This window comes from Labilibaculum sp. (assembly GCF_963664555.1).
Lineage (GTDB): Bacteria > Bacteroidota > Bacteroidia > Bacteroidales > Marinifilaceae > Labilibaculum.
In genome coordinates, this window is the sequence record NZ_OY761461.1 from 3,140,607 (window position 1) to 3,164,874 (window position 24,268).

14 protein-coding genes are annotated in these 24,268 nt (G+C 37.0%); 7 read left to right on the forward strand and 7 right to left on the reverse strand.

Going from position 1 to position 24,268, the window contains the following annotated elements:
* Window positions 1–234: 234 nt before the first annotated feature.
* The 7 genes from ACKU4N_RS12455 to rlmF all read left to right on the forward strand — a co-directional run bounded on the left by ACKU4N_RS12455 (window position 235) and on the right by rlmF (window position 10,674).
* Window positions 235–1,026, forward strand: a complete 792-nt coding sequence (locus ACKU4N_RS12455; protein ID WP_321316674.1) for a DUF4382 domain-containing protein — start codon at window positions 235–237, stop codon at window positions 1,024–1,026.
* A gap of 144 nt (window positions 1,027–1,170) precedes the next feature.
* Window positions 1,171–1,554, forward strand: a complete 384-nt coding sequence (locus tag ACKU4N_RS12460) for a hypothetical protein (RefSeq protein WP_321316676.1) — start codon at window positions 1,171–1,173, stop codon at window positions 1,552–1,554.
* A 341-nt stretch (window positions 1,555–1,895) separates the two neighbouring features.
* The gene (locus tag ACKU4N_RS12465; RefSeq protein WP_321316678.1) at window positions 1,896–2,630 is read left to right on the forward strand and encodes a peroxiredoxin; all 735 of its coding nucleotides are present in this window, start codon (window positions 1,896–1,898) and stop codon (window positions 2,628–2,630) included.
* A gap of 174 nt (window positions 2,631–2,804) precedes the next feature.
* Complete coding sequence (locus ACKU4N_RS12470; protein ID WP_321316679.1) at window positions 2,805–5,363, forward strand: ATP-binding protein; 2,559 nt, start codon at window positions 2,805–2,807, stop codon at window positions 5,361–5,363.
* A gap of 291 nt (window positions 5,364–5,654) precedes the next feature.
* A complete protein-coding gene (locus ACKU4N_RS12475; RefSeq protein WP_321316681.1) occupies window positions 5,655–7,091 on the forward strand; it encodes a redoxin domain-containing protein in 1,437 nt (478 codons plus the stop codon).
* A 267-nt stretch (window positions 7,092–7,358) separates the two neighbouring features.
* Entirely contained in the window at window positions 7,359–9,032 is a 1,674-nt protein-coding gene (gene asnB, locus ACKU4N_RS12480; RefSeq protein ID WP_321316682.1) for an asparagine synthase B, read from the forward strand.
* Between the two features lie 649 nt (window positions 9,033–9,681).
* Complete coding sequence (gene rlmF, locus ACKU4N_RS12485) at window positions 9,682–10,674, forward strand: 23S rRNA (adenine(1618)-N(6))-methyltransferase RlmF (protein ID WP_321316683.1); 993 nt, start codon at window positions 9,682–9,684, stop codon at window positions 10,672–10,674.
* Window positions 10,675–11,167: 493 nt separating this feature from the next.
* On the opposite strand, the gene ACKU4N_RS12490 is transcribed toward rlmF, so the two are convergent.
* From ACKU4N_RS12490 to ACKU4N_RS12520, 7 genes are all read right to left on the reverse strand, one after another.
* On the reverse strand, window positions 11,168–12,136 hold the full coding sequence (locus ACKU4N_RS12490) for a glycoside hydrolase family 130 protein (RefSeq protein WP_321316684.1): 969 nt from the start codon (window positions 12,134–12,136) through the stop codon (window positions 11,168–11,170).
* Between the two features lie 46 nt (window positions 12,137–12,182).
* Window positions 12,183–14,048 (reverse strand): sodium:solute symporter family protein, encoded by a 1,866-nt coding sequence (locus ACKU4N_RS12495; RefSeq protein ID WP_321316686.1) that lies wholly within the window; start codon window positions 14,046–14,048, stop codon window positions 12,183–12,185.
* 10 nt (window positions 14,049–14,058) lie between these two features.
* Window positions 14,059–15,351, reverse strand: a complete 1,293-nt coding sequence (locus tag ACKU4N_RS12500; RefSeq protein WP_321316688.1) for an MFS transporter — start codon at window positions 15,349–15,351, stop codon at window positions 14,059–14,061.
* Between the two features lie 26 nt (window positions 15,352–15,377).
* A complete protein-coding gene (locus tag ACKU4N_RS12505) occupies window positions 15,378–17,612 on the reverse strand; it encodes a GH92 family glycosyl hydrolase (protein ID WP_321316690.1) in 2,235 nt (744 codons plus the stop codon).
* A gap of 214 nt (window positions 17,613–17,826) precedes the next feature.
* Entirely contained in the window at window positions 17,827–19,827 is a 2,001-nt protein-coding gene (locus ACKU4N_RS12510; protein WP_321316692.1) for a glycoside hydrolase family 97 protein, read from the reverse strand.
* Between the two features lie 11 nt (window positions 19,828–19,838).
* Window positions 19,839–21,872 carry a kojibiose hydrolase gene (locus ACKU4N_RS12515; protein ID WP_321316693.1) on the reverse strand — a complete coding sequence of 678 codons (2,034 nt, stop codon included), beginning with the start codon at window positions 21,870–21,872 and terminating at the stop codon, window positions 19,839–19,841.
* Between the two features lie 103 nt (window positions 21,873–21,975).
* Entirely contained in the window at window positions 21,976–24,267 is a 2,292-nt protein-coding gene (locus tag ACKU4N_RS12520) for a GH92 family glycosyl hydrolase (protein WP_321316695.1), read from the reverse strand.
* Between the last annotated feature and the right edge of the window lies 1 nt (window position 24,268).

A 24,268-nucleotide genomic window follows, 5' to 3' on the forward strand; every position in this document is an offset into this window, starting at 1 on the left:
TTTCCTATTTAAATTGAGGAATTGGGGAAAACATGTAGAACACTTCCCCATATTTTGTCAATCTTCAAAATATTAGATCCATTTTAATTTTCATCATCTTATTGATACCATACATTTTACTGTATAAAGAGTAATATCTGGCACGTTTATTGGCTTTCTCGAGTCATTAAAAAGAAACAAAATTATTTTTCTAACGTTTTCAGTTAATAAACTTTAATTAAAATTTAACACACAATGAAGATTTTTAAATCACTAAGTGCAATCAGTCTTGTAATTTTATCATTGATTTTTATCCAATGTTCCGATGACAATGTAAAACTTACAACTCCTGTAAAAATTAGATTAACAGATGCTCCCGCACAATACGATAAGGTTAATATTGATATTCAGGCTATTCAATTTCATTCATCAAACGATGAAAACACAGAAGATGGATGGCAGGAAATGAATTTATTAAATGCTGGTATTTATGACTTATTGGAGTTCAATAACGGTTTAGATACTCTTTTGGTAGATCAGGAAATGCCAAGTGGCACTGTTTCTCAAATGCGATTGATTCTTGGCGCAAATAACTCGGTAGTTATTGATGGTGTTTCTTATGATTTGGATACTCCTTCTGCTCAGACTTCTGGTTTGAAATTTCAAATTCACGATGATTTCTTAGCTGGAATTGAGTACAAATTATGGATAGATTTTGATGCTGCCCGTTCTATTGTTTCAACAGGGAATGGCAAATACAAACTAAAACCTGTAATCAGAACTTTTAACGAAGCGACAAGTGGCGCCATTTCTGGAACTATATCTCCAGCTGAAGCACTTCCAACTATTCATGCAATAATCGGTTTGGATACGATCTCGACCATTGCCGAAGAAAACGGAAGTTTCCTTATTAAAGGATTGCAAGCAGGCACATACAAGATTGATTTAATGCCTGTTGATGGATTCGCCGAAAAAGAAGTTGAAGATATTGCAGTAAGCAATGGTGCTGTTACCGATGCTGGGACGATAGAAATTTCGGTTAATTAAAAAATAAACATTACTACTACAATTAAAAGTTGCTCTTTTTAGGGCAGCTTTTTTTTTATTTATAAAAACTCTTCAGCCAATGTTCCCTCCTTATTTTTGCTTAACCAAATTGATCTTCATATATTTAATTGAAAAGAAATAGGAATGAAATTCAAATACAAAATATCTCCAGATTTAAAACTGATTAATGAATACTATTACGGTTATTTCAAATGGAATGATTTAATACGCCACACACTAAGTACTCGTGAAGATTCTTTATTTGATGAAACCTATCATGTGATTGCCGATTTTACACAAGCTAAAGTAATCTTAAACATCAATGATTTAGATGACTACATTGAGGAATACCAAAAGTACAGTCCGATCGCAAATAAATGCGCCATTATTGTAAGTGAATCGTATGACACCTCAATGGCTATGCTGTTCGAAATTCAGGTCCGAATTCAAAATGCGAAAGTTTTTCATTCCCATGAGGAAGCATACGGGTGGCTTGAAATTGATCCCGTTAAAATTGTAAAAGCATAAACCCCAAGTCTAAACTTATTAAAACTGATTTAAAATTACCTCTCCATCAAGCATTTAACTTGACATCCATCATTCAATGAGTTAACTTTAATTCTAGACCTGAGGATGAATGAAAATTTGTTCTAACCCCCTAAGATTCCCTCCTGAGGAATCAAAAATATTGGGTTATCTCCCTTACCTAATTGAGTTCGTTAATTTTATAGTATGAATTGGTAAGACAATTTTTTCCTTTTAAGAACACTTATTTAATTGGAACAAATTTTCAGCTTGTAATGTAAGTCACAGGTCTTCCAATTTCAATGCGATGTCAAAAAAAACAATCACCTTTTAAACCTTGAATCATGGAAGAAAAGAATGAGAGAAGCGTAATTCCAATGCCACGTATCGGTGATAAAGCTCCCGAATTTAGAGCAGTTACTACTCAGGGGAATATTCATTTTCCGAATGACTACAGTGGCTCGTGGGTCATACTGTTTAGCCATCCTGCCGACTTCACTCCTGTATGTACTTCAGAATTCATGACTTTTGCAAGCATGGAAGGCCAATTTCAAGAAGCTAATTGTAAGTTAGTAGGCTTATCAATCGATGGTTTATATAGCCATATTGCCTGGTTACGGACAATTAAGGAGAAAATTAAATATAAAGGGATGAAAAACATAGAAGTCAAATTCCCTTTAATCGAAGATATTACCATGGAAGTGGCAAATATGTACGGCATGATTCAACCTGGAGAAGACAGCACAAAAGCAGTTCGGGCTGTATTCTTCATTGATCCTCATGGAATTATCCGTACAATTATTTATTATCCTTTAAGTTTAGGTCGAAATTTCGATGAAATATACCGTGTAGTGGTTGCACTGCAAACTGCTGATAAATTCTCAGTAGCAACTCCGGCCGATTGGCGTCCTGGAGATGAAGTAATTGTTCCTCCCGCAGGATCGTGTGGTGTTGCCAACGACCGAATGGAAAACACAGACGAAGATGTTCACTGCTACGATTGGTTCTTCTGTACAAAAAAGATAAAAAAAGAAGAGATTTTAGATGCTATTCTTAAAAAAAAGGAGCACGTTCATTAAAAAATAAGCAATGGCTGCAAAAGTATTTTTTCTTCTGCAGCCATTAATTTTATTAGTTCATCAGAATATCTACATTTACAGATCCTAATAAATATGTATTATTTCATTACAAAAAACACGATGAATATATTTTTTTAAATATCTTAAGGTTAAAATATATCTAGAGAAGTTAAGATGAAGAATGACTTGCATCACGAAATAATTAAATCTTTACCCTACCCATACTATATAATTGAAGTAGATACATATAGAGTCATTGATTCAAATGAACCGAATTTTATTGTCAATCAAGATTGCTGCAATCTTATTTTCTCCAATCCAAATAATTACAGCACAAAAAATCATTGCAAATGTTCTGTGAACATGGTTTTGGAGGAAAAAAAATCCATAAAAACCAAACTCAACAATGTAAGTATTAAGGGGGAAACCAAAAGTATTTGGGTTCATGCCAGTCCAATATTCAATACTGATCAAGAAATTACCCATGTGATTGAATATTTTATTGATATTACTGAACAGGAAATTTTACATGAGGAGGTTGAAACCAAAACACAAGATCTCAAAGATGCCATCTCTGATCTTTCGAAGCTTAACTCCGAATTAAGAGAAACAACGAATAAGTACAAAGCCTTATTTGAAAACTCCCCGGAGTCTCTTTGGGAGGAGGATTTCACAGTTTTAATGCTAAGTATAGAGAACCTTAAATCTAAAGGAGTAACTGATTTCAGAAGTTATTTTAATGAGCATCCGGAAATATTAACTGAATTAGCTCAGCAGGTAATTATTCTAGATGTTAACCAAGCTACGGTGAATTTATACAAAGCCAAATCAAAAAAAGATCTAATAGGAAATTTAGCAAAGACATTTCTACCTGAATCACTTTCTGTTTTTAAAGAGGAACTGTTGGCTATTATTGATGGTGAAAACTCGTTTGAAAAAGAAGCGAAAGTAAAAACACTTGAAGGAGACGTTGTTGAAGTGATTATTAAACTTTTTTATACAAAACATAGTGATAAATTTATTGCATATGTTTCAACAACGGATATAACATTTCGTAAGGAATCTGAAACTGCTCTTCAAAAAAGTCAAAACATTTTCGAACTTGTAATGGATAGTATTGATGCTTTTGTTTATGCTGCTGATATTGAGACACACGAAATTCTATTCATGAACAAGAGAATGAAAGATAAGTTTGGTGATAATATCGGAATGAAATGCTTTTCTACTATGCAGGCAGGTAAAACAGAACCATGTAGTTTTTGCACAAATCATTTAATTATAAACAATGGCAAACCATCAGAAATTTACAACTGGGAATTTAATAACCCCCTTACCAATAGGTGGTATTACATTTCAGATTTAGCCATAGAGTGGATCGATGGACGAATAGTTCGCTTTGAACTTGCTACTGATATTACCAGTCTTAAAGAATCGGATATTGAGTTAAAACAAAAAAATGATGAATTCTTAAAATTAAACGCTGAACTTGAGAGTAAAAATAAAGAATATGAATCTCTAAATTTGGAGTACAAAACAATTAATTCTGCGATTCTTAAAACCAATATAGAGCTTGAAAAAGCAAAAGAAAAAGCCATAGAGAGTGATCATTTAAAGTCAGCTTTTTTAGCCAATATGAGTCATGAAATACGAACTCCTATGAATACAATTATTGGTTTCTCGGATTTATTAAGCCAACCCAATCTTTCCCTTGAGAGAAGACATAAATTTTTAAAGTTGGTTCAGTCGAGCAGTGAACACCTACTTCAAATTATTGATGATATTATTGATGTTTCAAAACTTGAATCGAAACAACTAAAAATGAATATGAAATCCTGTCTTTTGAACGAATTACTTTATGAAATTAAAGAATCTCAAAGCATGACTAAGATCGTAAAAGGCAAAAATGATATTACACTTCAATTAAACCTCCCACCAAACACTAAAAATCTATATATATCCTGCGATCCAACACGATTCAGACAAATCGTGTACAATCTGGTTTCCAATGCTTTCAAATACACTAAAAAAGGTTTTGTAGAAATTGGTTATTCGATATCACCTGTTGATTCGATGGTTCATCTATATGTAAAGGATACGGGTTTCGGTATTCATGAAGAAATGTTTCAACTAATTTTTGAGCGATTCAGACAAATTGAGAATCAAAATTTACAAGAAGGAACAGGTATCGGCCTTAGTATTGTAAAAGGTTTAGTTCATCTTTTAGGAGGAGAAATCTGGATTGAATCGGAGGTTGACAAAGGCAGTACATTTCATTTTACAATACCAATATCCAAACAAAGCAAACCTGTCATCGAAAAAAATGTGATTCCGCAAATCCCGAATAATATAAACCTTTCAAAATGTCTTGTTTATATCGCTGAAGATGATATCTCATCTTTTCTTTTGCTTGAAGAGTTGTTGCAATCTACAGAGGTTAAATTAAAACATGCCGCGAATGGAAAAGAATTATTAAACCTTATTGGTTTGCAAACACCTGATTTGATACTGCTTGACATTAACATGCCGATAATGAATGGTTTTGAAGCAATTAACAAAATTAGAGAAACACATCCATCCATTCCCGTTATTGCCCAAACAGCATATGCTATGGCTGAAGAAAAAGAAAAATGTATTGCTGTTGGTTGTACTGATTATATTTCCAAACCAATTAATGCCCCCCTGCTATTGGAAAAAATACGAAAATATCTGACCTGCCACAGCAATCTCCAATAGTAGTATTTCATTCAAAAAAACATACAAATTGTAATTCCATGGATCAATATTTGTCCTGATCCTTATTTAATAACAGCAAATAGATAACAAGCCAGATAAAGATCAGATTCCCCGGCAATTCCTGCAAATCTAATTTCATATGTTTGCATCTGTAAGTTTTTGCCATATGGAACTTACCATGAACCAATAATCAGCCCCCTGTGTGTCACAATTGCCTGTAATGGTCGTTTCATTTTAAAAAAAGTTTTGTAATTTTCGCTTTCAATTATGCTTATCAACATTATTATAAAAATGAAGAAACAATTTATTACTCTTTTCTGTGCAGGCATTTGCCTGATATCCTCTTTTGTAAGCAATGCACAAAAATACAATATACACCTTACCTTAGTTGGCAGTACCGATAGTACTGCTTACTTAGCACACTATTTTGACGGCCGGATATTTGCTGATGACACTACGCAATTAATTAATGGCAAAGGCTTATTTAGCAAAGCGAAACAATTGGATGAAGGCATCTATGTAATCTATCTTCCTTCTCAAAAGTATTTCGATCTGTTAATTGGTAAAGATCAGGAATTTGCCTTGTCTGCAGATCCAATTAACTTTATAGAAACTATTAAAATAACCGGTGCTAAAGAGAGTGAAGCATTTCACAACTTTCAAAAATTCATGAAAGCCCAAAACGAGAACTCAAAAAAAATTCAGGAAGCATACAAAGCAAACAAGGACAATGAGAAAGAAAAAGAGAAATATCAGGAAGCTTATAAAAAAGCGGATGTTGAAGTACGTGCCTATATTCAAAAACTGAATCAGGAATATCCGGATGGCAGTTTTGTTTCTAAATTTGCACAGTTGACCTTATCACCAAAAGTTCCCGATTTTTCAAAAAAAATTCCTGAATCTACTCCAGACAGAGATCAGGAGATCAAGAAAAAAGCCTATCTATACAATAAAAACCATTATTTCGATTACGTAGATTTCGCCGACAACCGTTTTTTAAGAACTCCTATTCTTAAAAACAAATTGGAGTTTTTTTATGAGAAAATTTTGGTTCAAAGTCCGGATACAATCGTAAAGGAAGCAACCGACATTATTGAAAAATCACGATCTGATGAAGAATTCTTCCAATATCTTGTGCAATTTTCACTTAACTATGCCGTAAAAAGCAAAATTATGGGAATGGATGCAGCCTTCGTTAGTCTGGCAAAAAAATACTACCTAAGCGGAGAAGCTAATTGGGCCGATTCAACTTTACTTGCCAATATTCGCGAGCGGGTAATAAAACTTCAATTCAATTTAATTGGAATGAAAGCACAGGATCTAAAAATGGAAACGCCCGAAGGAGAGTTTGTTCGTTTGCATGAAGTAGAAGCACCATTCACTATTTTATATTTTTGGGAACCCGATTGCGGTCACTGTAAAACTTCTACACCTAAATTAAAGACTGACATTTTAGACAAATACAAACAATTAGGAGTAAAGGTTTTTGCGGTATGCACTCAAAACGAAAAAGAAGAATGGGAAAACTTTATTGCCGATAAAAACTTATTTGATTTTATAAATTGTTACGATCCCCACTATCAGACCAATTTTAGAATTTATTACGATGTTTTTAGCACTCCAACCATATATCTGCTTGACAAGGATAAAAAAATTATCGCCAAACGGCTGGATATTGAAACTCTTAAAACTTTTCTTGATCACGAATTTCAGAATAAAACAAATTAAGCATAAGGACACTTCAAAAAGTGTCCTTTTTTCTTATCAAAAATTATATTCCCCTATTACCCCAAAAAACAGCGGCTTAATCAATAAACAGCCTCTGTTTTCGAATTATTCTTATAAAACAATCTTTTCTACCTACCTGCAAACGATATAGAAAATAAAACATAGTAGAAAATAAATTGAAAATCGTATTTTCAACGATTAATACCAAATTGAAAAGGCTTAACCATATTTTTACAAGCTGATAAAATAACTATTAAACATTTTTTTATGTGTGGATTTGTAGGAGTTTTTGATTTGAAGGTAGACGCCCAGGTGTTGCGCCCTCAAATTTTAGAAATGTCTAAAAAAATTCGTCACAGAGGTCCGGATTGGTCTGGAATATTTTGTGATGAGAAAGCGATTTTGTCGCATGAGAGACTATCGATTGTAGATCCTCAGTCAGGAGGACAACCACTTTACAGCAAAGACGGGAATTTGGCTTTGGCTGTTAATGGAGAAATCTATAATCACATGGACATTCGAAATCAGATGAACGGATCCTATGAGTTCCTGACAAAATCTGATTGTGAAGTCATTCTTGCCTTATATCAGCAAAAAGGCATCGATTTTATCGATGATCTAAATGGTATTTTTGCCTTTGCCTTATACGATAAAAAGAACGATTGTTACCTGATTGGACGAGACCATATGGGAATAATCCCATTGTACCAGGGATGGGACAAATATGGTAACTACTACGTGGCTTCAGAACTAAAAGCATTGGAAGGATACTGCAATAAAATTGAGGAATTTTTACCTGGCAAATTCTTATACAGCAAAGATGGAGTTGTAAAGGAATGGTATCAGCGGGACTGGAAAGATTACGAAAATGTAAAAGACAACAAAACCGATATGGCCGCGCTTCGCCAAGGATTGGAAGATGCTGTTCATCGTCAATTGATGTCTGATGTACCTTATGGAGTATTACTTTCCGGGGGCTTAGATTCATCTGTAATATCGGCTATTGCAAAAAAATATGCCGCAAAACGTGTTGAGTCTGGTGATCAGAAAGATGCATGGTATCCTCAATTACACTCTTTTGCTATTGGTTTGGTAGGTTCTCCTGACTTGGCTGCCTCTCGCAAAGTAGCTGATCATATCGATACAATTCACCATGAAGTTACCTTTACTGTTCAGGAAGGACTGGATGCTATTCGTGATGTTATCTATCATCTTGAAACTTACGATGTAACTACTGTTCGTGCTTCTACTCCTATGTATTTAATGGCCCGGGTTATTAAATCGATGGGAATTAAAATGGTTCTTTCCGGCGAAGGTGCTGACGAAATGTTTGGTGGGTATTTATATTTCCATAAAGCTCCTAATGCCGAAGAATTTCATAAAGAGTGCATCCGAAAATTAGGTAAACTTCATCTTTACGACTGTTTACGTTCGAATAAATCGATGTGTTCCTGGGGTGTTGAAAGTCGTGTGCCGTTTCTGGACAAAGAATTTCTTGATATTGCAATGAGAATCAACCCGGAAGACAAAATGGCTAAAGATGGAAAAATGGAAAAATGGGTGCTGCGTAAAGCATTCGAAGACTATTTGCCTGAAAGTGTAGCCTGGAGACAAAAAGAACAGTTCTCTGATGGTGTGGGTTACAGTTGGATTGATACTTTGAAAGAAGTTGCAGCAAAGGAAGTTTCTGATGAACAATTGGCAAATGCTAAATTTCGTTTTTCTGTTAATCCTCCAATGTCGAAAGAAGAATATTACTATAGAACCATATTTGAAGGACACTTCCCTTCGGATACAGCCGCAGCATGTGTACCATCGGTGCCATCTATTGCCTGTAGTACTCCTGAAGCTTTAGCTTGGGATGCATCGTTCCGCAACAACGCCGATCCTTCGGGAAGAGCAATTAATGCTGTTCACAACGACGCATACAAAATGAAATAAATATCTTAACAGATAATTAAATGAGGTTGTTCCAAAAGGACAACCTCTTTTTTATCTGTATAATAAAGCGTTTACAGCTCAAATCTTATGCCTCAAGACATCTCAGTCGAACATCGGTGCTTCAATATCAAGGATCGAAGCACCTCAATCAAGTATCGAGACTCCAACATCAAGCATCGAAGCACCTTAGTCGAGTATCGAAACACAGTTTGCATCAAAAAAACCACGACTAAGCGTGCCTTGATACTCGAACGGACCTAAAAATACCACACCTCATCGTGGCTCGAACCACCCTTTCATTCAAAAAAGACACGGCACAGCATGGTTCGAACCTCGATTGAACCCAAAAGTTTTGGCTTCGGGGTCAAAAAAACTATTGTTAATAAAAGAAGAAAATCCCGCTGCCCGAAACATCACCAAGCTTCTTCCGGTAAGGACTTCTGTTTCTCTATTGATCTGCTGGTTGCATTGTTTTTATTAGTCTGTCTTGTGAAAATGTCAAGTTATGAATCAGATTCAACATCTAATTTCCTGTCTTAAATGTTCTTTTGTTGACAAATAAAAAAAATGGATTTCCAATTTTGGAATAAAGGCGACTTTCTTCCATTAATGTTCTAATTTAGCAGATTCAAATTAGAGAATTATATCTATGCCAGATAAGAAGAGAAAACACCCAAAAGAGAAACCCAGTTTGCATCCCAGAAATAAAAATCGTAACCGATACGATTTTAAAAAACTGGTAGAAACGTGTCCGGAATTAGCTCCATTTGTTATTCTGAATAAGTACGAGGATGAATCGATTGATTTTGCGAACGCAGATGCGGTAAAAATGCTTAATAAAGCATTGCTCATGCATCATTATGGACTTAGTGACTGGGATATTCCTGAAAATTACTTGTGCCCTCCTATTCCGGGAAGAGCAGATTACATTCATCATATTGCTGATTTGCTGCAACAGAACAACTATGGTAAAATTCCTGCAGGCAATAAATTTACTTGCGTAGATATTGGCGTAGGTGCGAATTGCATTTATCCTATTATTGGGAACAATGAGTACGGATGGTCGTTTATTGGTTCGGATATTGACCCTGTTGCTATTGATTCTGCTGAGAAAATTATCGCTTCGAATCCTTCGCTAAAGGGAAATGTGAAATGTGTACTTCAAGAGAATCCCAAAGATTATTTTTACGGTGTTATTCCAAAGGATGAATTGGTTGATTTATCGATTTGCAACCCTCCTTTTCATGCCTCGGCTAAAGATGCATTGGAAGGAACCATGCGCAAAACAAGAAACCTTTCTACCGAAAAAGTAACAAAGCCTAGTCTTAATTTTGCCGGACAAAGCAACGAATTATGGTGTGATGGCGGCGAAGAACGCTTTGTTAGAAACATGATTAATCAGAGTAAGAAATTTGCGAAATCGTGTTTTTGGTTTTCTACACTCATCTCGAAAGAATCGAACCTTAAAAGTGTTTACCAGGCTCTTACTGTGGCTGAAGCTGTTAAAGTGGAAACCTTACCAATGGGACAAGGAAACAAAAAGAGCCGGATTGTTGCCTGGACATTCCTATCGAAAGAAGAACAACAAAAATGGAGAAATGTAAGGTGGAACAATCAAGCTGAAAAAAAAGAGAAGATTTAATAGTTTAGACCTGACTATTTTTGGAAAACAGTCAGGTCTAAAAAGTAACAGCTTTGCTCAGTCAGCTTTTTGTTCTTAACGCATTCTTCACGAAACGGATCCCGATCTCCGGACTTCATGTCAAAACTCCGTGTTTAAACTTTTGATTATTACAGACTACAAATACTAAGGCTTCGGTGCGCTGCACCGTTTTCTATTTTGATCATTTGTTGCTGCAAATATTGCAGTACTTCGTATCTAAATGAACAGCTACAGACGTTATCAAAATTCATAGAAAATTATTTTGGATCAAGTCATACCCTGACATGTTTGGCTTGCTTAGAGTCAGAGCATGATGGACTTCTAATTTTGAGAATGCGTTAGGGATTAAAATGAAAACCCCACAGCGAAGAATGAGCGAGGAGTTGTAATAGAAAGCCCGCCCGAAGGAAACGCCCATAAAAAAAGGCTGACACCCGAAAGTATCAGCCAATTAAAATCAAAACTAACCTAATTATAATGAATTGTTTTTTATAAAATCGATCAGCTCATCGATGTAAGCAAAGCTCATTCCGACTACGGTATCTGCTGCGCCATAATAAACGGCAACTTTATTTCCTTCGGTTAATGCAGCACATGGAAACACTACATTAGGCACATCGCCAACCAACTCGTAAGGTGCTGCCGGAGCCAATAAATACGGCTGTGATCGGTACAAGACCTTATCGGGATTTTCCAGATCCAGAAGGGCTGCTCCCATCGAATAACGGAATCCGTTGCAGGTATTGATTACCCCGTGGTAAAACATCAGCCAACCTTCGTTGGTGCGGACAGGAACTGAACCGGCTCCAATTTTGGTACACTGCCATGCACTATCGGTGAAATTTGATACCTTCATTACACAACGGTGCTCTCCCCAATATTTCATATCGGGACTGTAAGAGATATAAATATCACCGAAAGGTGTGTGTCCGTTATCGCTTGGGCGGCTTAGCATTGCGTATTTTCCATCAATTTTCTCAGGAAACAAAACGCCGTTACGGTTGAATGGTAAAAATGCATTTTCGCACTGGTGAAATGTCTTAAAATCGAAGGTGTAAGCGATACCGATTGTTGGTCCGTGGTACCCGTTGCACCAGGTAATCCAATAACGATCTTCGATCCAACAAACACGGGGATCGTATTTGTAATCGGAATCGATCATATCGGTGTTGCCTGCAACCATTTGAATGGGATCGTGATTGATGTCCCAATTGATTCCATCTTTACTGAAACCGGCAAAAATATTCATTTGCACCGATTTATTATCGCAACGGAATACTCCGGCAAAGCCCTCCCCGAAAGGAACTACTGCACTATTAAAAATACTGTTGGATGTTGGTATGTCGTACCTTCCAATAACAGGATTTTGAGAAAATCTCCACATCACATCCTTACATCCTTCCGGCCTGTCTTCCCAAGGCATATTTGCTTTACTAGTCATTTTTGCTTCGTTTATTCTTTATGAATTTGATTCTATCAATATCGTTTTAGTTTTCTTTGGTTTCATTTTTACAAAACTTATAATCTGCAGGATAATCTTCCAGCTTTTTGTACCATGTAAAATAGAGGATAATGCTCGTTATTATAAATAGTGCCACGATCCATGACAATGAAGTGTACCTTCCAATCACAAAATAGATTGGGATGAGTGGTAACATCATTTGCCATCCTGCACCTATTGTGCAGTTGAACATGTCTTTTAAAAAATCGTTATTCGGCTTCGCTTTAGGATTCTGAGCTTTCAACTTTAAATAAACCGGTTTCCAGAATCCCCATGGACGAACACTTTCGTAGAATTTAATTAATACCTCATCGGATTCAGGTTTGGTAACCAAACTACCAATAAGCGATGCGGCAAAAGAGAATAGGAAAATGAAGGGAAAAGCATAAATTGGTGATACCTCGGGCAACGCAAGAGGTGCCACCAACGAAGCTATTAAACCGGCAAGCATTCCATAAAAATAGCCATAGCCATTGAATCTCCACCATACCCATTTTAAAAGGTTTGATGCTGTATAGCCGCCAAATAATGCTCCTACCAGCCATTTCATAACGGTGTCGATACTTTCGGCAAAAAAACCGAAGAATATTCCAACAATTACCACAGCGAATGATGCCAAATAACTCATTCGAATGTATTTCTTTTGAGATGCATTCGGATTGATGAATTTTTTATAAATATCGTTTACAATATAGGCGGGTCCGGCATTTACATTTGCTGCAAAAGTGGACATGAAGGCCGCGATTAATCCTGCCAGTAATAATCCTTTGGCTCCATCGGGAATAAAATTATTCAAGGCATACGGCAAGACCATTTCAAAATCGATATTATTGCCCATCTTATTGAATTCGGGAGCCAGATAAACCAATGCCAATACTGCCAGCCCAGCAATCATCAAATAACGGGGAACGAATAGTACCAAAGATACAATTCCACTCATTTTAGCTGCATCTTTAGGTGTTTCGGTAGAAAGTATACGCTGCATGTCGTAACTGGGAACCGGTCCGGCAATACTCACCAATACCCCTTTAAAAATCATCATCATCATTAAAACCGAGAACAAATTATAGCCGTCGACATCAATTTTGTGGTTTACTGCAGGAATTAGATTGCTCCAATCCAAATCAAGAGTCCAGCCAAAAGAAATATCGGCCCAACCTGCAGGCACGGCTGCAGCAATCTGCTCCGGAGTAACTAAGGATACCGCAATTACACCTACCATGATACAGGCAATGGTCATAATTACAAACTGAAGAACTTCGGTAAAAACTACGGAATACATTCCCCCTTTTACAACATACAAAGTGGTTAATCCCATAATGACTATGGCGTACATGTTCTCCGATTTTATGCCTAGTCCGAAAACAGAGGTGTGTAAATCCCAGGGAAAAAATGTTTGTGCAAATTTACCAACGCCGACAAATCCGTAGGTTATAAAGCCAATTACACTAATAATGGCAAACAGAACAACTATTAAATGCGAAAGTTGTGATCCTCTGCCATCACCAAAACGGGTTTTCAACCACTCAGCTCCTGTCATTACATTCGAACGCCGTAACCAAATAGCCATAAACATCATCAGGAAAATTTGATTCCAAACCGGCCACAACCATGGAATCCACAATGACTTTAAACCATAAACGAACAAAATGGTAACCGTCCACATGGTACCGGTGATATCGAACATACCCGACGCATTCGAAATTCCAAGCATGTACCATGGTATTTTATTTCCTCCCAAAAAGTAATTGGAAAGGTTTTTCGATACTTTCAATGATAAAAAATAACCAATAAATATGCTTAAAATAATGTATCCTACAATTATCGATAGATCGAGTATAGATAAGTTCATCTAATAAAAATTAAATTTTATTTTCATCTGCTTCGCTTTCTTCAGAATGAACAAAAGGAACAAATTTTGCGACTAACAGAGATGGAATTACAACAACAAGTATGCATATAAAAAATAACTTATAGCCTAACCAATCGCTCATAAAACCACTTAACATACCCGGCAGCATAATACCAAGATTCATGATTCCTGTAGCAAATGCATAGTGAGCCATTTTATATTTCCCCGGAGCAACTTGCTGCATCATAAACAACATTAAACCCACAAAGCCAAAACCATATACAAAGTATTCAACCACAACTGCAGATCCAATTAGAAATATACTTTCCGGGCGGTAAACGGCCAATAGAGCGTAAATTATGAATTGAACATTAAAAATACAAACAAGAGTGAATAAAGATTTTTTTAATCCCCGTGCGGAAATATAATAGCCTGCTATAATTGAACCCAGAACAAAAGCTCCGGAACCAAATACGCCATAAATAATGCCTATTTGCGAAGTGCTAAGTCCCAAACCTCCCTCTTCGATTGTGGCTTTAAAAAACAAAGGTGCTATTTTAATGGCAAAGCCTTCGGTAAATCGGTACAAGATGATAAAAACAATAAACCAACCAATGTGTTTTTTCTGGAAAAAGGTTTTTATAACATCCCACAAGGTTTTAAATCCCTCATTTAACGATGCAACTTCGCTGCTTGCATTTCCTCCTGATGGTAACATTTTAATATGATACAAAGCCAATGAAATCATTATTATTGAGTAGGTAAGCATAACAGCCATCCAAGCATGTAATACACCAAAACGTTCTTCGAGAATACCTGCTAAATAAACAAAAGCACCAGCAGTTAAAATTTTTGCAATGTTATACGACGCACCTTGCCATCCAATATATTTTGCTTGTTCTTTTCCTGATAAAACACTTAGGTAAACTCCATCGGCAGCAATATCGTGGGTTGCACCACTAACGGCGATAACAGCTAATAAAGCAATAGAATAGGTAAAAAAACTATCGAATGGCAGGGCCAATGCGACCAGAGCGAATGTAAATCCTGTTACAAGTTGCGTTGCAACAACAAAATGCTTTTTTGTTTTAAACATTTCCAATATTGGACTCCATAGTGGTTTTAATGTCCAAGGCAACATGATGAGCGAGGTCCAAAATGCAATTAACGAATCGGAAATTTCGAAACTCTTAAACATAAGCACGGATGCTTGAGCAATAGCGACAAATGGTAAGCCCATCGCAAAATATGCAGTGGGAATCCAAGTAGCCGGATGTTTTGGTTTGTTATTGGTTTTTGACATTAGTATTTAACAGGTGTTATTAGATTTTATTTTTTTAGAAAAAATTCCAGTTTTCCTCCTTCGCTTATTGTTTTGTGAGTAATGAAATAAGAGTTTTGTTTCTTTCCATCAATCATCATTTTATCAATAAACAAATCGCCTTTATTCTTACGATGTATAATGATTTCAAAAGTTTTTCCTGAATAAAATTCGGGATCGAGCTGTATGGTTATTCTATCGAAAACAGGGCTTGTAATAGCATAATCGGTATCTCCCGGACAAACAGGGTATATTCCCATCATGCTGTAGATTACCCATGCAGATAAGGTGCCGCAGTCGTCATTCCCAGGTATGCCATCAGGAGCATTTTTGTAATAAGTATCGATTAATCGGCGAACTTCTTTTTGCGTTCTCCACTCTTCACCTTTGGTATAGTTGAATAAGTATGGATAGTGAATATCTGGTTCATTCGCCATATCGAACAATCCTTCGTCAAAAACCATCTGTAATTTGTTTACAAACTTCTTCTTTCCGCCCATTAATTGGGTCAGGCCTTTTATATCGTGCGGAACACAAAAGGTATATTGCCATGCTGTTCCTTCGTGAAAGCCTGGGCTTGGTTCAAAGTTTTCGCCTTGTTTTGGATCAAAATTTGTTAAGAAATCACCATTTCCCAAGCGAGGGCGAATCATTCCGAATTTCTGATCGAAATATTCTTTGTAACGAAGAGATTGATTCAGGAATTTCTTGTAATCCTCCTTTTTATCAAGAGCCTTGGCGAATTGTGCCAAATTCCAATCGGCAATATAATATTCCAAAGCATGAGAAACCGAGTTGTCAAACTCCTCAACCAAAGGCACATATCCTTTTGCTAAATAATGATCGATATCTGGCCGCAGTTTGTTATTTTTCCCTTCAGTCGTTGCAGATTTCACCATTGCAGAATAGGCAGCTTCTACATCAAAATCTGTTAATCCACGCAAGTAAGAATCAACAATAACCGGAATTGCCGGATCACCTTCCATAACGTGTGTTTCTTTGCTGTTTAGCTCCCATTTTGGTAACCATCCGCTTTCCTTGTACATGTCTACCATCGATCGAACCATGTCTTGCTGCTCCTGAGGATATAACAAGGCCATTAATGGGTGGAAATTTCGATAAGTATCCCACAAAGAAAATACGGTATAACGATTGCAATCTTTGGTCTCGCGAATTTCGAAAGATTCCATAGCCGGATATTGTCCGTTTACATCGTTTATGATGTTTGGATGAATTTGCGTGTGATACAAAGCGGTATAAAATATTGTTTTTTGGTCTTCGGTTCCGCCTTCCACTTTTACCCTGCTCAAAGTACTATTCCATTCCTGTGCAGCCTGCAATCTTGTTTTGTCAAAATCGAACTGATTCGATTCAGCATTCAAATTCATTCTTGCATTGGCAATACTTACATATGATACGCCAACTTCTGCAATTATTTGTTCGTTCGTGTTGGTATCAAATGTAAAATAAGCTCCAATTTCGTCACCAAATAACTCCTGTGTGTAGTTTTTGTAATATTTGAACTGACCATCGGTATCGCTCCAGGCAGATTCGGCTTGCATTTCGGGCATTTTTTTCCACACCCCAAATTCTTCCGCTTTTTTACTGAAGCGTGCCACAAAATAAACCGGACGTTCCGAACCATCATTGTAACAAAAACTTCCTGTCATGCGGGAACCTTCTATTTCCTGATTGTTTACGATCCTAACCTTTGCACCCGTTTCGTTGGTTAAACCCAAACCTAAATTTAAAAGTACATTCGATTTCCCTTTTGGAAAAGTATAGCGACTGATACCGGTTCTTTTGGTAGAACTCAGCTCTGCTTTAATTCCATACTTTTCCAAGTCGGTTGCATAATAACCTGGTGTCGCCTCCTGATTTGTCATGATAGATCCGTATGCTTTATGATCTGCATTGACTTCACCGGTAGTCGGCATCAATAAAATAACGCCCAAATCGGGACAACCAACACCACTTAGGTTTACATGTGAAAATCCGGTAAGAAAAGAATTATCCCAGGAATATGGTGTTGACCACCATCGGGCATCTTTGTCGTAGGTATTCAAATCGGATCCGGAAACATTAAACGGACTTACTGAGACCATTCCCCGTGGTACAATTGCTCCCGGATTTGTGGTACCAAAATTAGTCGTTCCAATAAATGGATTTACGTAATCGACAAATTGAGCAAAACCATTTATGCTTAGAAAAAACAGAATCAAAATTCCTGATAAGCGCTTCATCAAGTTGAGTTTTGTTAGGTTGTAATTCTAAATTAAAATAATACCGAACGGGAATTGGGCCAGCCAAGCTCTTCCCCGAACGGTTACTAATTTCTAATCTATTAGTCAAATAAAAGCTTTATGGATTAAAAGCAGATTAATTTTAAGATTAATCACTCGTTACATTCATTAATCCTTATAAAAATAACCAAAGACTTAGAAACTGTTTAAAAATTTATCCTTTAGCTTCTCTAATTTCGATAGCCTGTCCTCCACTATTCTGCATTTTCACATGCAATTTTGTTTTGCAGTCTACGTCCATTTTAAAAATTTTTATTTCGGTTGGATTGTCACTTAAGCTAGTGTTATCTGTATCAGAATAAATGGTTGCTTCGTACTTTTTTTCTGCATCCAAAAAGCCTAAATCCAAATCAATTTCTCTGGTATTTTCATCGGTAATGGCACCAATGTACCAATTCGAATCTTTCCGACGGGCAACAGCATATACATCTCCAATTTCTGCTGCCAATACTTTAGATTCTTCGAAATCTGCCGGCAGATTCACAAAAAACTGAAAAGCCGGCTGATCTTCGTAATTACTAATCATATCAGAAGCCATTTGCAAAGGACTGTACAAACAAACCCACAAAGCCAATTGCTTCGCTAAGGTGGTATTTACCCGGCTATTGCCTTTGTCGTTGCTGTTCCATTTAATGTAATCCTTTCGGTTTTTGTACAAAATATCAAAAGTTCCAGGCGTGTAATCAATTGATCCTCCCAAACAACGGGTAAATGGCAAAATAACATGATGCTCCGGCGGATTTCCCTCACTCCATCCGTTCCATTCCATTCCCCGGGCTCCTTCGCGTGTCATCATGTTTGGATAAGTACGGCTGATTCCTGTCGCTTTTATTGGTTCGTGTGCATCCACCATCAAATGATATTTGGCCGCAGTTTCCACTACTTTTCGATAATGTTGTACCATTTTTTGTCCGTGATGAAACTGACCGTTAGGAATTGGTCCGGCATATCCTGTTTTCACTACCCTAATGCCATTATCATGCAATTTCGAAAAGGCTTTATCCATACTTTCTTCATAAAAGATATAATCTCCGCCTGTTTCGTGATGTCCTATTAATTCAACGCCTTTTGACTTTGCATAGCTCACAATTTCATCAAAATCGAAATCGGGATAAGATGTTACCTGATCGAATGCCTTTGGCTTCCCCCAATTTTCCCAGCCTGTGTTCCAACCTTCGGCCAAAACTGCCTGAATATTGTTATCTGCAGCAAAATCAATGTATTTTTTCATATTTGTGGTTGTCGCTCCATGAATTGGCCCCGGAGTCCAGGTTTCAACCCCCAAATGCATTCCCCACCAAATACCAACATATTTCATGGGTTGAATCCATTTCGTATCTGGAATTGCACAAGGCTCATTCAAATTCTGAATTAAATTCGATTCAACTAAGCCTGCCGCATTTTTGCATAGCATTACTGTTCTCCATGGAGACAGTAATGAACCTTTTGCTTTTACTTTCACTCCATCGGGCCAAGGAACCAAATTCGCTTGAAAATTAGTGCTACCCGTATTCTTCAAAGTCATTCCTGCATAATTCGTCAGGTTTGCCTCATGAATACTCACGTAATAACCCGATTCCATTTTTACCGTAATTGGTGTATTCGCATCTGGTACTTCGCTTAATTGGGTAGTTCTATAAAGCATTTCATAAGAATCAAAATTTGCAGGAATCGACCATGCTGTTCCATTTTTAGCAAAATTGAATTCTGTTAATTCCTTAGTAATGTTAATACTATCGATGCCATTTTGCTGAGGGATTTCATATCTGAAACCCAATCCATCATCGAACAAACGCACATATAACTTCAAATCATTATTTGCATGATTTTTTAAGGAAACTATTAGCTCATTGTACTTTTCGAGTATGCTATCATTTGGTCCCCAAACTGGTTTCCAATTCTCATTCTTTTCATTTCTTACTACATTAATAATTCGCAAGCCATCGGTAAACAAAGAATCTTCCCGCAATTCCATCCCTAATCTTGAATCAGAGAATATTTGATTTTTATTGGTTTGAAGCTTATAAAACGCCTGTCCATTCTCATTCACTTTCAGGTCAAAAGCAATTTCACCATTGGGTGATAACAAGTCAACGCTTTTACTCGATTCGCATGCAGAAAACAGCAAGACTGACAGCAATACTACAATTGTCATTTTATTCATAATTACTCAATCACATAAGTTTTTAATTCGGGGCCTACACCCTTTATGGTTAATTTCCTCCATTGTTTTGGCAAACACGGATTTTCTTGTTCTATTCCATTCTCTGTAAAATGTAATCCTCCAAATCCGAAAAGAACTGTTTGCAGCATACCGCCAGCTCCTGTCGCGAAATACGGATTATTACTATAAGCAGATTCGGAAAGTGCTCCAAATGGCGGTCGTTTATTGGGCACATAAGCTTTCTTGAAAAGTTCAAATGCTTTTTCCGGATCACCCAATCGTGCATACAATACGCCTAAAACAGAATAAGACATTGCCGGACCTTCCGGAGCAATCTTAGACTCATAGTATTCCAAATCTCTTCTTATTTCTTCGGGTTTAGTAACAATTGCAAAAGGATAGGCCAATAAGTTAACATCTGCCTGTTTAATAACCTCCCCATTGTATTCCGAATTCTCTTTGGTCACACCATCCTCAAAATAATGAAACTTTAATCCTTTGGCTGCATTAGCCCAACGAGGATTGCCTTCTTTTTTGAGAATTTCTCCCGCCTCAACAGCAAATTGCAAAGCGGTTTTCGCCGATCCATTGGTAAAGGCATTATCATTGGCATGATGATAGAATTCATTCGCACCAACTACATTGTTAATGGAATAACTACCATCATGATTCTGAACAGAACGACTTACCCAAAAATCAGCAACTTCTTTCAGTACCGGAAATCCAATCTCTCTCAACCACTCCTTATCTCCTGTAGTTCTGAAATAATTCCAAAAAGCGATAGCAATATCTGCTGTAATATGATGCTCGAAGGTTCCCGTCAAAGCCCAGGTTGGCGTCGCCTCTTCACCTGTATCATCCGATTCCCATGGAAACATGGCACCTGTATAGCCATAATTCTGAGCCTTCTTCTTTGCCATTTCCAGTCTGTCAAATCTGTAATTCAGTAAAGATTTTGCAATTTTCTGATTGAAAACCAAAAGAGGTGGAAACATCCATATTTCAGTATCCCAGAATACATGTCCGTTATAGCCTTGAGATGATAAACCCATTGGAGCAATGCTCAAATTAGAGTCATCTCTGGCAAAAGAATACAAATGAAACAATGCCAAACGGATATCTTGCTGAGACTCCGGATCTCCTTCAATTTCAACATCACCTTTCCACAATTCAGACCAAAGTTCTTTATGACGATTAATCACGGCTTGTTTATTTCCCAGTAGCTGAAAAATAACCATTCGTTCCGATTCACTTTTCGGATCTGTAAAATTCTGCGATGTACAAACCGATCCACACCAGGCAAATTTATATTCTTCCTCTTTTTTCAAAGATTTAGAAAAGCCCAGTTCATTGGTAAAAGGATCTTTCAAATTGTGCTTTAAATCGGGTGTTTCGCCTTCAAATATAAATGCTGCACTGGTTGCCAAATCGTGTTTCCCAAACGGACTCTCTGCTACAGTCTGCAATATTGGCATTCGTGCATCCAAATCTTGTAAAATCCTAAAATCAGAAGTCACATCTTTATATTCACTTGGACAAACAATTTGTCCATTCACCTTAAATTCTAATTCCTTTTGCAGGGATTTTATTTTCACGTCTACCAATCCGGAATAAGGCATTCCTCTTAATGCATAAAGCGTAAAAGATATCTCGGCATATTCTTTAAACTGACATGATGTTGCGAACGAAGCAGATTTCATATTCAGCACTTGTTTCCAATTGGAACAATTTGCAGTAGAAAGCGTGTCTTGATTGACAACTATTTCAATATTTGCAAAATTAATTCCCAACAACACTTTACTAACACCAAATTTCGATTCCTTATCGTAAACATTGTTCAGAATAATCGATTTGGTTTTTCCTGGATCGGCTGAAGGAAGAATTCCTATTCGTCCATTTGCAACTGATATTCCTGTATAATTGGTATAATCATTTGCTTCAATCATCCAAGCTGGATTCTCCTGTGCAAATAAGCAATTTCCAAAAAATCCAAAAAGAAAAGATAACAGTAACAATTGTGCCCTAACTCGTATCATATCACTTACTTTTAGATTGATTCATCAGTTTCATACAACAAAGGCCTACAAACTCATGTTTGCAAGCCTTCCGTTATATTTGATATGCTAATATCATTCTTTCTTATTTACTCATAGAATATGGAAAACTTTCTTTAGTAGTTCCTCTCACCTTATTTGGTTGTGCCGACATATTAAATTCAAGATTTCCCCCGTTTAAAATGTCATTGTGTTTAATGAAATTTGCTCCATAAGACTTTCCGTTTAACTTGATGTCATCCACAAAAACATGATCTGATGAATTATCAGTACTTGAAATTGTAAACGTTTTTCCATTTTCGAGGCTCAAAGTAATTTTATCGAAAAGCGGAGCACCAAAAACATACTCATCGGTTCCGGGACACACGGGATAAAAGCCCATTGAACTAAACACGTACCAGGCAGAAGTTTGTCCGTTATCCTCATCCCCACAATAACCGTCGGCCTGCGGAGTGTAGAGCTTATCCATTACCTCACGAACTCTTGCCTGCGCTTTCCATGGCTGTCCAGCAAAATTGTACAAGTAGATCATGTGTTGAATGGGCTGATTACCATGTGCATAATTCCCCATGTTTGCAATCTGCATTTCACGAATCTCGTGAATTGTACCACCATAATAAGAATCATCAAACTTAGGAGGCATATTAAAAACGCCATCTAAAGTAGAAATGAACTTTTCCTTTCCCCCCATCAAATCAATTAAGCCATTAACATCCTGAAATACTGACCAAGTGTAATGCAGACTGTTTCCTTCGGTAAAAGCATCGCCCCATTTCAACGGATTAAATGGAGACTGAAATGTACCATCTTGATTTTTCCCTCTCATCAAACCTGATTCCTGATCGAATACATTCTTAAAGTTTTGAGCTCTTTTAGCAAACAAATCAATTTCTTCCTGCGGACGTCCCAATTCCTGAGCTAATTTCCAAATACAGAAATCCGCGTAAGCGTACTCTAATGTTCTGGCAGTATTCTCATTGATATTCACATCATAAGGAACATAGCCCAACTCATTGTAATAATCTGCTCCATAACGTCCAACAGAGGTAATATCTTCATTGTATCCTTTTGTATTCTTAAGAATTGCTTCGTACAATGTTTCAATATCATATCCGCGAATTCCTTTTAGGTAAGAATCTGCTATTAAAGAAGCCGAATTCGAACCAATCATGCATCCTCTGTGACCAGGACTCGCCCACTCGGGCAACCAACCACTCTCTTTGTAAGTGTTGGCTAATCCTTCCATAATCTGAGCGTTAATATCAGGATACATTAATGTAAAAAATGGAAAGACTGCCCGGAATGTATCCCAAAAGCCATTATCTGTAAACATATAGCCGGGCAGTACCTTACCATTGTAAGGGCTGTAATGAATTACTTCATTATTATCGTTAATTTCATGAAACTTGCGGGGGAATAAAAGCACCCTGTACAAGCAGGAATAAAATGTCTTTAATTGATCATCGGTTCCACCTTCCACTTTAATTCGGGAAAGCTCCTTTTCCCATGCCGATTCAGCGTCGGTTAATACCTTATTAAAATTTTTAGTTCCAATTTCCCGGTCCAAATTCAATTGTGCCTGTTCAGGACTTACAAAAGATGAAGCTACTTTCACATGAACTTCCTCTCCTTTTTGAGTTTTAAATCCAATAACAGCACCAACATGCTCTCCGCTTGCTTTCAGTGAATTTTCAGTTAATTTGTCTCCATTCCAAGTATGTGTTACCTCAAATTCTTTATCGAATTCGGCAACAAAGTAGTTGTGGAAGTTATCAGGAACACCACCGCTGTTATTTCTGCAGTAACCGATTATTTTTCTTTCTTTCGGAAGAATTGTCACTTCAGATCCTTTAAAAAATGCGTCCAACAAAATATAAGATGACTCATTTTCCGGAAACGTAAAGCGAAAAACAGCCGCTCGTTCTGTAGGTGTTATTTCGGCGGTAACATCATAATCCGCCAGGTAAACTTTATAGTAGTTTGGTTTCGACACTTCAGCTTTATGTGAAAACCAGGATGCTCTTTCGTCCTCTTTAAATTTTAAATCACCGGTAACGGCCATTAATGAAAATGCAGCGTAGTCGTTTATCCACGGACTTGGTTGATGGGTTTGTTTTATACCTCTGATTTTTTTTGCATCATAGGCATAACACCAGCCATTTCCCATTTCACCGGTCTGTGGTGTCCAGAAATTCATTCCCCACGGCAATGCAACAGCCGGATATGTATTCCCATTTGACAAAGAATAGTCAGAATCGGTTCCCATTAATGGATTTACAAAATCAACCAATGTCTTTTCTGTAGTTGTCGCTTTCTTTCCTCCACATGCAGATAAAACCGCAACAAATAACAATAATAATACGTTTGCTTTCTTCATT